Raw genomic sequence first — 13,163 nt, 5'->3', positions numbered from 1 at the left:
AGGTAATTTAACAATGAATAAAATTCTGCTAGTTGATGATGACCGAGAGCTTACTTCCCTGTTAAAGGAACTGCTCGACATGGAAGGTTTTAACGTAATTGTTGCCCACGACGGCGAACAAGCGTTGGAACTTCTTGATGACACCATTGACCTTTTATTGCTCGACGTGATGATGCCAAAGAAAAATGGCATTGATACTTTGAAAGAGTTGCGCCAGTCACACCAGACCCCAGTCATTATGCTAACAGCGCGAGGAAGTGAGCTGGATCGCGTTCTCGGCCTCGAGCTGGGTGCCGATGACTATCTGCCTAAACCATTCAACGATCGTGAGCTGGTGGCTCGTATACGCGCTATTTTGCGTCGTTCACACTGGAGTGAGCAGCAACAAAACAGTGACAGTGGCTCACCGACTGTCGAAGTTGACGGTTTAAGCCTTAACCCAGGCCGCCAGGAAGCCAGCTTTGATGGACAAGCGCTGGATTTGACCGGTACTGAATTCACCCTGCTCTATTTGCTGGCACAGCATCTGGGCCAGGTGGTTTCGCGCGAACATTTAAGCCAGGAAGTTCTGGGTAAACGCCTGACACCTTTCGACCGTGCAATCGACATGCATATTTCCAATTTGCGTCGTAAATTGCCGGATCGCAAAGATGGTCATCCGTGGTTTAAAACATTACGTGGCCGCGGCTACCTGATGGTGTCTGCTTCATGATAAGTAGCCTTACCGCGCGTATTTTTGCCATCTTCTGGTTGACGCTGGCCTTAGTGCTGATGCTAGTGCTGATGCTGCCGAAGCTGGATTCGCGTCAAATGACCGAATTGATGGAGAATGAGCAACGTCAAGGCATCATGATTGAACAGCATGTCGAAGCGGAACTTGAAAACGACCCACCAAACGACTTGATGTGGTGGCGTCGCTTGTTCCGGGCCATTGATAAATGGGCACCGCCGGGCCAGCGTTTGTTACTCGTGACCAGCGAAGGGCGAGTTATTGGCGCCCAGCGCAATGAAATGCAGATCATTCGTAACTTTATCGGCCAGTCTGATAACGCCGATCATCCGCAAAAGAAAAAATACGGCCGCGTAGAATTGGTGGGGCCATTCGCTGTACGTGATGGTGAGGATAACTACCAGCTCTACCTGATTCGCCCTGCAAGTAATTCCCAGTCTGATTTTATTAACCTGCTGTTTGATAGACCTTTACTGTTACTCATTGTCACGATGCTGGTCAGTTCACCGCTGCTGTTATGGCTGGCGTGGAGCCTGGCAAAACCGGCACGTAAGTTGAAAAACGCGGCGGATGAAGTGGCTCAGGGGAATTTGCGTCAGCATCCTGAACTTGAATCCGGGCCGCAAGAGTTTCTCGCCGCCGGAGCCAGTTTTAACCAGATGATTACCGCACTGGAAAGGATGATGACAAGCCAACAAAGGTTGTTGTCTGATATCTCTCACGAACTGCGTACCCCGTTAACCCGTTTGCAATTAGGCACAGCTTTGTTGCGCCGCAAAACGGGTGAAAGCAAGGAGCTGGAGCGCATCGAAACGGAAGCTCAGCGTCTTGATGGCATGATCAACGACTTGTTAGTGATGTCCCGCAACCAGCAGAAAAACGCGCTGGCGAGCGAGACGATGAAAGCCAATCAAATTTGGTCCGAAGTGCTGGATAACGCCGCCTTTGAAGCCGAACAGATGGGCAAATCGCTGGAAGTGACTTATCCGCCAGGCCCGTGGTTGATGTACGGTAACCCTAACGCACTGGAAAGCGCGTTAGAAAATATCGTCCGCAACGCATTACGTTATTCGCACACGAAAATTGCAGTCAACTTCTCCGTTGATAATAAAGGGATTACTGTCACGGTGGATGATGATGGCCCAGGCGTCAGCCCGGAAGATCGTGAACAAATATTCCGTCCGTTCTATCGCACAGACGAAGCGCGCGATCGCGAATCTGGTGGAACTGGGTTGGGGCTTGCGATTGTAGAAACTGCCGTTCAGCAACATCGTGGTTGGGTGAAAGCCGATGACAGCCCGTTGGGCGGATTGCGGTTAGTGCTTTGGCTGCCGCTGTATCATCGTTAATTTTTAGCCATAAAGAACAGGTCCTTCGGGGCCTGTTTTCCTTCCTGCCATAAATTGATATTCTGCGCGCCAGGTCTTATGGGGGCAGTATGCTAAATATCGTTTTGTTTGAACCAGAAATCCCACCCAATACCGGGAATATTATTCGTCTATGCGCCAATACCGGCTTCCGGTTGCATATCATCGAGCCGACAGGCTTTGGCTGGGACGATAAGCGTCTACGCCGCGCAGGGCTGGATTATCATGAGTTTGCAGCCGTTAATCGCCATCACAACTATGACGCATTTTTAGCGGCGGAAAACCCACAACGAATTTTTGCATTAACCACAAAGGGTACGCCTGCGCACAGCGCAGTAAGCTATCAGGATGGGGATTATTTGGTGTTTGGCCCGGAAACGCGCGGCCTGCCAGCAACGATTCTTGATGCTTTGCCTGCTGAGCAAAAAATCCGTATTCCGATGATGCCGGATAGCCGCAGCATGAATTTGTCGAACGCAGTATCGGTGGTGGTGTATGAAGCGTGGCGCCAGCTTGGGTATCCCGGCGCCGTTCTGAGAAGTTAGATTCCGTCGCCGTACTCGAAGCCGTTGTTGGCTCCGTTGAAATGCTGATCCATATCGATGGCAGGCATATCACTTTCAGGCTTGCCAACAATTCGCGCAGGAACGCCAGCCGCCGTAGTATGAGGCGGCACTGGTTGTAACACCACAGAACCCGCACCAATTTTCGCCCCGCGCCCAATTTCAATGTTGCCGAGGATTTTTGCCCCGGCACCAATCATCACGCCTTCACGAATTTTCGGGTGTCGATCACCGCTGGTTTTGCCGGTACCGCCCAGCGTTACCGACTGCAAAATAGACACGTCGTTTTCGACGATGGCCGTTTCACCGATCACAATGCCGGTGGCGTGATCGAGCATGATCCCACAGCCAATTTTCGCCGCTGGGTGAATATCTACCTGAAATGAAACCGAAACCTGATTTTGCAGGAATATCGCCAAAGCCCTGCGCCCCTCCTTCCACAGCCAATGGCCGATACGGTAGGACTGCAAAGCATGAAAACCTTTCAGGTATAACAGCGGGGTAGAATATTTATCGACTGCCGGGTCACGGGTGCGCACGGCCTGAATGTCACAGGCAGCGGAGGCAATCATCTGAGGTTCTGCCGCATAGGCTTCTTCGACAACTTCACGAATCGCAATGGCTGGCATAATCGGGGAGGCGAGCTTGTTGGCGAGCATGTAGCTCAGCGCACTGCCCAGGTTTTCGTGCTTGAGGAGAGTTGCGTGGTAAAAACTGGCCAACATCGGTTCACAATCGGCAAGCGCTCGCGCTTCGGCTTTAATGTTGCTCCACACCAGATCCAGTTCTTCAGACGACATTGCTCTCTCCAGACAGAAAAACAGCGCCCGGCACAAAGTACCGGAACGCTTCAGTTATTGCGGTTGTGTTGTTCCATCAAGTCGTAGCTATTTTTTTAGCCTGAGTTCCGTTCATCCTTGCGCGTTCGACCCAGCAACGTCAATGCTGCCTCGCGAGCGTTTTTTCCGCAATACAATACCTGATAAATTTCCTCGGTTATTGGCATTTCAACGCCAAAACGCGCCGCCAACTCCCGCACTTCTTTGGTGTTGCGATAACCTTCAACTACCTGGCCGATTTTCTGCTGTGCCGAATCCACATCCGCACCCTGCCCCAGCGCCATGCCAAAGCGACGGTTACGTGACTGGTTATCGGTACACGTCAGGACCAAATCGCCCAAACCAGCCATTCCCATAAATGTTTCCGGGTCGGCACCTAAAGCACTACCAAGACGTGTCATTTCCGCAAGACCGCGAGTGATTAGCGCCGTACGAGCATTCGCACCGAAGCCAATACCGTCAGACATGCCCGCGCCAATCGCAATCACGTTCTTCACCGCACCGCCCAACTGCACGCCGATGAAATCCGGGTTGCTGTAAACACGGAAGCTTTTGCCGCAGTGCAGCAATTGCTGGAGATCCTGAGCGAAGGTTTCGTCGGTTGCTGCCAGCGCAATTGCCGTTGGTAAACCAGCGGCCAGCTCTTTGGCAAACGTAGGGCCGGAGATCACCGCCAGAGGAATATCATCCCCTAACGCTTCACGCGCCACGTCTTGCAACAGACGACCGGTTTCCGCTTCCAGACCTTTAGTCGCCCAGACTATACGAGCATCAGCACGCATCAGCGGTTTAATTTGACGCAGCACTTCGCCAAATACATGGCTCGGCACCACTACCAGAATATTACGGCTGGCCGCCAAAGCTTTCGCTAAGTCGCTTTCAAGGTGAAGAGTGTCAGGGAAAGGTACGTCAGGAAGAAACGCGGCATTACAGCGGTCGGCCTGCAATACAGCAAGGTGTTTAGGGTCATGGCCCCACAGAACAACGTGGTGACCATTACGCGCCAGTGTGATGGCAAGAGCGGTGCCGTACGAGCCGGCACCGATCACAGTCATTGAAGCATTAAGGCTGTTCATCAGGCATCCTGATGGTTTTCAGCACCTTCGCCTTCGCCAGATTGCTGCTGCAGATAGCTCATGAACAGCGCATCGAAGTTAACCGGTGCAAGGTTCAGCTGCGGGAAGGTGCCACGAGAAACCAGGCTAGTGATTGCTTCACGTGCATAAGGGAACAGAATGTTCGGGCAGTACGCACCCAGGCAATGGGCCATCTGCGGACCTTCGATCCCACCGATGGAGAAGATACCAGCCTGCTGAACTTCACACAGGAACGCAGTGTCTTCACCCAGTGTTGCGGTCACGGTTACACGCAACACAACTTCATAAACGTCGTCTGCCAGTTGGCTTGAAGCAGTATCGAGATCCAGCTTCACTTCAGGCTGCCAGTCTTTCTGGAATACGTGTGGTGCATTTGGTGCTTCGAAAGAGATGTCCTTGGTGTAGACACGCTGAATCTGGAAAGCCATTTCTGTGTTGTTTTGTTCTGACATTGTTAAACCCTTAAAAAATTAATACGTCCTTTAAACAGCAGTAAGCGACAAAGGAACTGCACTAGCGCAGCAGGGGATCGAGTCCACCACGAGCGTCGAGTGCATACAAGTCATCGCAACCACCAATGTGCTGTGCATCAATAAAAATCTGCGGCACTGTGGTGCGCCCACTGCGTTTAATCATCTCTTCACGCTTAACAGCATCGCCATCAATCGCTAATTCCTGAAACTTGACCCCTTTGCTTTGCAGCAGGTCTTTTGCACGGTGGCAAAATGGACAGGTTGCTTTAGTGTAGATTTCAATATTCGCCATGGTTTTACCTCAGTGTGCGTAGCATTATTTACCGCGAACTAATGGCAGGTTTTCCCCGCTCCAGCCAGCAATACCTTCTTTCAGCAAAGTCACCTTTTCAAAACCAGCTTTCGTCAATAACGCCGCTGATTCCTGAGAGGAAATACCATTACCACAAACGACGATCACAGGCTGCGCTTTATGTTTTTCCAGCTCACCGAAGTTGCCACTTTTAATATCAGTGGTCAGTACATTCAATGAGTTAGCGATATGACCTTTACGGTAATCATCACGCGAACGCACGTCGACAACAACGGCATCTTCTTTGTTGATAAGGCGTGTTGCTTCACCACGGGTGATGACCTTAACTTTAGAGGTTAAACCTTTAAAGGTCATGAAAAGTACGGCGGCCAGTAAGCCAACCCACGCCAGACTAAGTATGGGATGGCGACTAACGAATTGCATAATTTCTTGCATGGGGGGGTGTAACTCCCGACTAAGTAATATGAAAAAACCAGGTGAGGAGTATACATTTGCGTTGTGCCAAATACAGCCAGTCTGCGCCAGGTAATGTAGATTCTGCGGACTGTTACGAAAAAAATTACCGCAACGACGTAAAACCGATCACAATCCAGCCTCTTTCTTTGATCTTCTGCGGCTATTTACCCCGCAGCCTGTAGTAAAATTACGCAAATTTTGTCTTTGACTTAGAGGTTGTCGCAATGTCAGTTACTAAAAAACCTATGGTTCTGGTGATTCTGGATGGTTATGGTCACCGCGAAGAGCAGCAGGATAACGCTATTCTGAATGCTAAAACCCCGGTTATGGATAGCCTGTGGGCCCAGCGTCCGCATACTTTGATCAACGCATCTGGCCTGGAAGTCGGTCTGCCAGAAGGCCAAATGGGTAACTCCGAAGTTGGCCACGTAAACCTCGGCGCAGGCCGCATTGTTTACCAGGACTTGACTCGTCTGGATGTTGAAATTAAAGAACGTACTTTCTTTGCCAACCCAACGCTGACTGCAGCTGTAGACAAAGCCGTTGCCGCTGGCAAAGCGGTTCACATCATGGGCCTGGCATCAGCCGGTGGCGTTCACAGCCACGAAGAACATATTCTGGCGATGATTGAACTGGCAGCAGAACGAGGTGCTGAAGCAATCTACCTGCACGCATTCCTGGATGGTCGCGATACCCCGCCACGCAGCGCTGAATCCTCTCTGAAGAAGTTTGCCGACAAGTTTGCCGCGCTGGGCAAAGGCCGCGTTGCGTCCCTGATTGGCCGTTACTACGCTATGGACCGCGACAACCGTTGGGATCGCGTTGAACTGGCTTACGACCTGCTGACTCTGGCTCAAGGCGAATACCAGGCAGAAACCGCTGTTGCGGGTCTGGAAGCAGCTTACGCTCGCGATGAGAACGATGAATTCGTTAAACCGACTGTGATTCGTGCAGAAGGCGAAGCTGACGCTGCAATGAACGACGGCGACGCGCTGATCTTCATGAACTTCCGCGCCGACCGTGCACGTCAAATTACCCGCACTTTCGTTAACGCTGACTTCGACGGTTTCGCTCGTAAGAAAGTGGTTAACTTCGGCGATTTCGTGATGCTGACCGAATATGCAGCAGACATCAAAGCCGCTTGCGCTTATCCACCAGCTTCACTGACCAATACCTTTGGCGAGTGGATGGCGAAGCACGATAAAACTCAGTTGCGCATCTCCGAAACTGAAAAATATGCTCACGTTACCTTCTTCTATAACGGTGGCGTTGAAGAGCCATTCGCTGGCGAAGACCGCATTCTGATTAACTCTCCGAAAGTTGCGACTTATGACATGCAACCGGAAATGAGTTCCGCAGAACTGACCGAAAAACTGCTGGCAGCGATTAACAGCGGCAAGTACGACACCATCATTTGTAACTATCCAAATGGCGATATGGTGGGTCACACCGGTGTTTACGAAGCGGCGATTGCAGCCATTGAAGCGCTGGATAACTGTATCGCGCAGGTTGTTACTGCGGTTGAAAACGTCGGTGGGCAATTGCTGATCACCGCTGACCACGGTAACGCAGAGCAGATGGCTGACCCGGCAACTGGCCAGGCGCACACCGCGCACACCAGCCTGCCTGTTCCATTGATTTATGTGGGTGACCGTAGTGTGAAAGCGGTAGAAGGCGGCAAGCTTTCTGATATCGCACCAACTATGTTGAGCCTGATGGGTATGGAAATCCCGCAAGAGATGACTGGCAAGCCGCTGTTCATCGTGGAATAATCCCTCCCCATGAGGGGAAAGGCGATTTTTTCAATAACATGGGCCGTGAAAACGAAGCTGTTTTCAGTCAGGCCTATGATGTACGCCAGCGTGTTAAGCGCTGGCGTATTGTTATGCCCCATGATCAGCCACGCCGACGATCGCGCCGAGTTAAAATCTATCCAGCAGGATATTGCTACTCAAGAACGTGCGGTACGCCAGCAACAGCAACAACGCTCTACATTACTCGCTCAACTCCAGGCACAAGAAAAAGCTATCGCCGAAGCCAGCCGCAAGCTGCGCGATACGCAAAACACGCTTGCCGAACTCAACCGCCAAATCGACACCATGAATGCTTCCCTCGCGAAACTGCAAAAGCAGCAGGCCTCGCAGGAACGCAATCTGGCCGCACAACTCGACGCTTCTTTCCGTCAGGGTCAACACACCGGCATTCAGCTGATTTTAAGCGGTGAAGAAAGCCAGCGCGGGCAACGCTTGCAGGCCTATTTTGGTTACCTGAACGCAGCGCGTCAGGAAACTATCGAGAACCTTAAGCAAACCAAAGCGGAAGTTGACGAGCAAAAAGCGAGTCTTGAGTCGAAGCAAACCGAACAACAGACATTGCTCTACGAACAGCAAGCCCAGCAAACCAGGCTGGAAAGTGCCCGTAACGAGCGCAAAAAGACGCTATCCACTCTCGAATCTTCTTTGCAGCAAGATCAGCAAAAGCTGAGCGAAATGCGCCAGAACCAATCCCGCTTGCAGGGGCAAATTGCCCGTGCAGAAGCCGCAGCTAAGGCTCGAGCAGAAAAAGAAGCTCGCGAAGCTGAACAGGTTCGCGATCGCCAAAAAGAAGCGAGCAGCAAAGGCAGTACTTACAAACCGACCGAAAGTGAACGCTCGCTGATTTCACGTACAGGTGGTTTGGGTGCCGCTCGTGGGCAAGCTTTCTGGCCGGTCCGCGGTTCAATCCTTCATCGTTATGGCGAACAGCTCCAGGGTGAACTACGTTGGAAAGGGATTGTTATCGCCGCCGGTGAAGGCACTGAAGTTAAAGCCATTGCCGATGGACGCGTAATTCTTGCCGACTGGTTGCAGGGTTACGGCCTCGTTGTCGTGGTTGAACACGGCAAAGGCGATATGAGTTTGTACGGTTACAACCAAAGCGCGTTGGTTAATGTTGGAACACAAGTTCGCGCCGGCCAGGCTATTGCTCTGGTGGGTAACAGTGGTGGTCAGGGCCGCCCGTCACTTTATTTCGAAATTCGCCGCCAGGGCCAGGCAGTCAATCCACAACCGTGGTTGGGAAGATAAGTTTTGCTTCAATTCCGTCGTGTGTTTTTCTCTCTCGTCAGCACACTCATGCTGACAACCCCTGTTTACGCCGGAAAGCTGGCAATCGTTATAGATGACTTCGGTTATCGCCCCGCGCAAGAAAATCAGGTTATCGCACTCCCCTCTAATATTTCCGTGGCTGTTTTACCCAACGCTCCTCACGCCCGCGAAATGGCGACCAAAGCACATAATGCCGGGCATGAAGTGCTAATCCATTTACCGATGGCTCCGCTCAGCAAACAGCCGCTGGAAAAAGATACTTTGCGCCCGGATATGAGCAGCGGTGAAATCGAACGCATTATTCGCGAAGCGGTTAATGATGTTCCATATGCTGTGGGGTTGAATAACCACATGGGTAGCGCGATGACATCCAGCCTGTTTGGCATGCAAAAAGTGATGCAGGCGCTGGGGCAATATAATCTCTATTTCCTCGACAGCATGACGATTGGCAATAGCCAGTCAATGCGGGCGGCAGCGGGAACTAACGTCAAGGTTATCAAACGCAAAGTCTTCCTCGACGATACGCAAAATGAAGCCGATATCCGTTTCCAGTTTAATCGTGCAGTAGAGTTAGCACGCCGAAATGGCTCTGCGATAGCCATCGGCCACCCGCATCCAACAACCGTGCGCGTATTGCAACAGATGGTGTACAACTTGCCTTCAGATATTACGTTGGTCCGCCCGAGCAGCTTGTTGAACGAACCGCAGGTTGATACCTCGAAACCAAACAATACTCGCCCTGTAGTGCCCGGCAAACCGACGGAGCAACCGCGTAATCCATTTAAAGGCATTAGTTTGTGCAAACCGAAACAACCTTTGCAACCTGTCTATGCCACTACGTTCTTTACTGTGTTGAGTGAAAGCATCAGCCAGAGCCAATTAATGCAATATATGCAGCATCAGTGGCAGGGCTGGGGAAAAAGCACATCCACAGTTGGAAATGTCGCGGGATAGTTATCACGGTTGATAGCCCTTATAATGCCGCGTTGAATAAAGCTACAGGAGTCGGTCTACGATGACGCAACAGCGGCATAAAATTCTCTTGCTGGATAACGGTAAAGAGTGGGGCGGCGGTACCAACAGTATGTTGGAACTGCTCAAACGTATTGACCGCCAACGGTTTGATATCACGTGCTGCTTTTACTACAACTATGCGCGCGGTGAAGGTGAAACCATTGAGAAAGTGCTGAAGAGCATTCAGATTCCTGTCATTTTTATTCCACAACGCAAGCAACCTGGCTGGGCAAAAATCTGCAAGGAAGTTGCTCGCTCATTTTTGTTTTTCAGCAAGTCAGGGCGCAAAAAAGTCACCGCATATATTGATGAGCAATGGCGCATCAAACCTAACGCGATGGCATTGCGTGAGCGGTTGCAGAAAGATGGCTACGAAATTCTCTATATGAATAACCAGCCTGGCTCTAACCTGGAAGGATATCTGGCCGCCGAGCCGCTCAATGTTGCTGTAGTACAGCACTGCCGTATCGAACCGGTAATGAGTCAGGCGATTACAAAAATCGTCAACCGCACAGGCGACGCTATAATCGCCGTCTCTCATGGCGTGGAAAGCGTGCTGCTTAACCACGGCGTGAAAAGATCTCTCTGCACGACTGTTCCTAACGCCATTGATATTCACCAGCCCTTACCTTCTGGCGAGGCGGTACGCCGCTCGTTGGGCATTGGCGACGATACATTTTTGTTTGGTAGTATCGGGTCACTTATCCCAAGAAAATCCTGCCACCATACGTTGGAAGCTTTGCACCATTTTCAGCAGCAACATCCCGACGCAAAATGGAAATTTGTTCTGGTAGGCGAAGGGGCCGATCGCGAAAAACTACAGCGCCAGGCCGCTGATTACGGATTTGCCGATCGGGTTATCTTTACCGGCTTTCGTAACAACCCCCTGGATTATCTGGCCGCATTTGATGTCTTTATTCTGGCATCGAAAAGCGAAGGGTTACCGCGTGTGGTGCTCGAATCCATGCTGCTTAAAACCGTGGTGATCGGTTCAAATGTGACGGGGACGGCAGAGTTAATCGACTCCGGACGTACCGGTCTGCTTTATCCTTATGGCGATACCGTTATGCTCGCTTCGCATCTTCAGCAAGTATGGCAAGATAGCGCATTACGTGATGCCCTCACACAAGCCGCCTACCAACGCGTGATTGATAACTATGCGATCGAACACTATGTTGCCGGTGTCGAAGCCGTACTTGGCGCAGTAAAACCAACCCGGAATGAATATGTTTAAATTTCTGAACCCAAAATATCGCCATATTACGGCGCGACATAATATCCCTTATCAGGAACCTGCGGCCGGAAGTGTGGCAGTGCCAGTGACATCGATTGTCATTCCTTGCGCAGGTGCGGATTACATCGAAGAAGGCTTACTTTCTGCACAATTCGCGGCACGTTTCGCCCCGGATGTGGAGGAAATTGTGATTGTTTCCGATCGCCCGGCGCACGAATTTGGTGAGCTTCCACCGAAAACCCGTATCGCGACTCTTGAGCTCCCACAGCGCGAGGAAGGGTACCGTTACAAGCAAATTTATCTCAGCCGTTTAATCAAACTGAATGCGCCGTTGCAGGCACGCACAGACGGTATTTTGATGATCGATTCCGATCTCAACTTGCTGCAAATGCCGCGCTTTAAAATTGAAGAGCACCACATTTACTCCAGTTTCCGTCAGGGCAAAATGATCGCCAAACTGGACAAAGCACCGGTTGATAAAGTCCCGGCATATTATAAAGACACCGTGCGCCCGTATATTGTGGATCACGTTAACGGGGCATTCCTGGCGGCAACGCGTAAAACCTGGCGTCGAATTTGCCCGTTATGGCTCACGCTATTCCAGGACACCTGGGAGTTGATGGACGATAGCCAGCCACCAACCGATCAGCTGCCACTAGCCGCTTTGCTGGATATGCTCGATATCAAAACCGTGAATTTAGGTGACTGGATGAACTGGCCGGTATCCAAGAAAATTGGCGGCACACCATCGGTGATTCCAAAACAAGTTGTGGGTGCGCATGGCGGTTTCCCACTTTCTGAATGGCAAAAATATCTGGTTTCGCCGGATAGTGAATTGCTGTTTAAAGGGCAGGATTACACGCGCAAAGTACGTTATCTGACGGATGCTGAAAAGCAGACGGCAAGCGAGTAAAGATGTTAAAAAGGCCGGTTTCCCGGCCCTTTTTAATCAACTCAGCAAGAATTAATCCCAGCTAAGAATGACTTTACCAGACTGCCCGGAACGCATGGCATCAAAACCTTTCTGGAAATCATCGATACCAAAACGGTGAGTGATGATTGGTGACAGATCCAGGCCAGACTGAATCAGCGCCGCCATTTTGTACCAGGTTTCGAACATTTCGCGCCCGTAAATACCTTTGATGAACAAGCCCTTGAAGATGACTTTCGTCCAGTCGATAGACATATCTGACGGAGGAATACCCAGCATCGCAATACGGCCACCGTGATTCATGGTATCGAGCATGGTACGGAATGCCGGTGGAGCACCTGACATTTCCAGACCCACATCAAAACCTTCAGTCATGCCCAACTCTTTCATTACGTCGTTCAGGTTTTCTTTGCTGACGTTCACCGCGCGGGTCACGCCCATTTCACGCGCCAGCTCAAGGCGATATTCGTTCACATCGGTGATCACGACATTACGCGCACCAACGTGTTTAGCGACAGCCGCCGCCATAATACCGATTGGGCCAGCGCCTGAAACCAGCACATCTTCCCCAACCAGATCGAAGGACAGCGCTGTGTGAACAGCGTTGCCGAACGGGTCAAAGATAGAGGCTAAATCGTCTGAGATGTTGTCAGGGATTTTGAAAGCATTGAAAGCAGGCAGCACCAGGTATTCTGCGAAACAACCCGGACGGTTTACACCAACACCTGTTGTGTTACGGCACAAGTGAGTACGGCCGGCACGGCAGTTACGGCAGTGACCACAAGTGATATGGCCCTCACCGGAGACGCGGTCGCCAATTTTAAAGCCTTTAACTTCCTGCCCGATGCCAACCACTTCACCCACATATTCGTGACCGACAACCATCGGAACCGGAATAGTTTTCTGCGACCATTCGTCCCAGTTATAAATATGCACATCGGTGCCGCAGATTGCGGTTTTACGGATTTTGATCAGCAGATCGTTATGACCCATTTCAGGCGTGGGTGCATCCGTCATCCAGATGCCTTCTTCTGCTTTCAGTTTCGCTAATGCTTTCATG

At 51.1% G+C, this 13,163-nt stretch carries 14 protein-coding genes; 8 read left to right on the top strand and 6 right to left on the bottom strand.

What is annotated here, in order from left to right; all coding sequences use genetic code 11:
* Positions 1 to 13 precede the first annotated feature (13 nt).
* The 3 genes from cpxR to trmL all read left to right on the top strand — a co-directional run bounded on the left by cpxR (position 14) and on the right by trmL (position 2,642).
* The gene (gene cpxR / locus LVQ79_RS18360; protein ID WP_034461436.1) at positions 14 to 712 is read left to right on the top strand and encodes an envelope stress response regulator transcription factor CpxR; all 699 of its coding nucleotides are present in this window, start codon (positions 14 to 16) and stop codon (positions 710 to 712) included.
* Complete coding sequence (gene cpxA, locus LVQ79_RS18355) at positions 709 to 2,079, top strand: envelope stress sensor histidine kinase CpxA (protein WP_151995375.1); 1,371 nt, start codon at positions 709 to 711, stop codon at positions 2,077 to 2,079. The genes cpxR and cpxA overlap by 4 nt, the downstream gene beginning before the upstream one ends.
* Before the next feature lie 89 nt (positions 2,080 to 2,168).
* Positions 2,169 to 2,642, top strand: a complete 474-nt coding sequence (gene trmL, locus LVQ79_RS18350; protein WP_064515046.1) for a tRNA (uridine(34)/cytosine(34)/5-carboxymethylaminomethyluridine(34)-2'-O)-methyltransferase TrmL — start codon at positions 2,169 to 2,171, stop codon at positions 2,640 to 2,642.
* Here trmL and cysE read toward each other — a convergent pair.
* From cysE to LVQ79_RS18325, 5 genes are all read right to left on the bottom strand, one after another.
* Positions 2,639 to 3,460, bottom strand: coding sequence for a serine O-acetyltransferase (gene cysE / locus LVQ79_RS18345; protein WP_151995376.1), 822 nt, complete (start codon positions 3,458 to 3,460; stop codon positions 2,639 to 2,641). The two genes, trmL and cysE, sit on opposite strands and share 4 nt — an antisense overlap.
* A 95-nt stretch (positions 3,461 to 3,555) precedes the next feature.
* A complete protein-coding gene (gene gpsA / locus LVQ79_RS18340; protein ID WP_232866009.1) occupies positions 3,556 to 4,575 on the bottom strand; it encodes an NAD(P)H-dependent glycerol-3-phosphate dehydrogenase in 1,020 nt (339 codons plus the stop codon).
* Complete coding sequence (secB, locus tag LVQ79_RS18335) at positions 4,575 to 5,048, bottom strand: protein-export chaperone SecB (protein WP_034461441.1); 474 nt, start codon at positions 5,046 to 5,048, stop codon at positions 4,575 to 4,577. The genes gpsA and secB overlap by 1 nt, the downstream gene beginning before the upstream one ends.
* A 61-nt stretch (positions 5,049 to 5,109) precedes the next feature.
* The gene (grxC, locus tag LVQ79_RS18330) at positions 5,110 to 5,361 is read right to left on the bottom strand and encodes a glutaredoxin 3 (protein WP_064515041.1); all 252 of its coding nucleotides are present in this window, start codon (positions 5,359 to 5,361) and stop codon (positions 5,110 to 5,112) included.
* Positions 5,362 to 5,385: 24 nt separating this feature from the next.
* Complete coding sequence (locus tag LVQ79_RS18325) at positions 5,386 to 5,817, bottom strand: rhodanese-like domain-containing protein (RefSeq protein ID WP_134187649.1); 432 nt, start codon at positions 5,815 to 5,817, stop codon at positions 5,386 to 5,388.
* 245 nt (positions 5,818 to 6,062) lie between these two features.
* On the opposite strand from LVQ79_RS18325, the gene gpmM reads away from it, so the two are divergent.
* From gpmM to LVQ79_RS18300, 5 genes are all read left to right on the top strand, one after another.
* A complete protein-coding gene (gpmM, locus tag LVQ79_RS18320) occupies positions 6,063 to 7,610 on the top strand; it encodes a 2,3-bisphosphoglycerate-independent phosphoglycerate mutase (RefSeq protein WP_232866008.1) in 1,548 nt (515 codons plus the stop codon).
* Positions 7,611 to 7,619: 9 nt separating this feature from the next.
* A complete protein-coding gene (gene envC, locus LVQ79_RS18315; protein WP_232866007.1) occupies positions 7,620 to 8,903 on the top strand; it encodes a murein hydrolase activator EnvC in 1,284 nt (427 codons plus the stop codon).
* Positions 8,904 to 8,906: 3 nt separating this feature from the next.
* Complete coding sequence (locus LVQ79_RS18310) at positions 8,907 to 9,878, top strand: divergent polysaccharide deacetylase family protein (RefSeq protein WP_370639867.1); 972 nt, start codon at positions 8,907 to 8,909, stop codon at positions 9,876 to 9,878.
* A gap of 61 nt (positions 9,879 to 9,939) precedes the next feature.
* Positions 9,940 to 11,172 carry a glycosyltransferase gene (locus LVQ79_RS18305; RefSeq protein ID WP_232866006.1) on the top strand — a complete coding sequence of 411 codons (1,233 nt, stop codon included), beginning with the start codon at positions 9,940 to 9,942 and terminating at the stop codon, positions 11,170 to 11,172.
* The gene (locus tag LVQ79_RS18300; RefSeq protein WP_232866005.1) at positions 11,165 to 12,085 is read left to right on the top strand and encodes a hypothetical protein; all 921 of its coding nucleotides are present in this window, start codon (positions 11,165 to 11,167) and stop codon (positions 12,083 to 12,085) included. The genes LVQ79_RS18305 and LVQ79_RS18300 overlap by 8 nt, the downstream gene beginning before the upstream one ends.
* Positions 12,086 to 12,136: 51 nt before the next feature.
* On the opposite strand, the gene tdh is transcribed toward LVQ79_RS18300, so the two are convergent.
* A complete protein-coding gene (gene tdh, locus LVQ79_RS18295) occupies positions 12,137 to 13,162 on the bottom strand; it encodes an L-threonine 3-dehydrogenase (protein ID WP_232866004.1) in 1,026 nt (341 codons plus the stop codon).
* Between the last annotated feature and the right edge of the window lies 1 nt (position 13,163).

It is taken from the genome of Buttiauxella cochleicola (genome assembly GCF_021282405.1).
GTDB lineage: Bacteria > Pseudomonadota > Gammaproteobacteria > Enterobacterales > Enterobacteriaceae > Buttiauxella > Buttiauxella massiliensis.
Note: the sequence above shows the minus strand (reverse complement) of the source record. Positions and strands in the feature narration are given on the sequence as shown.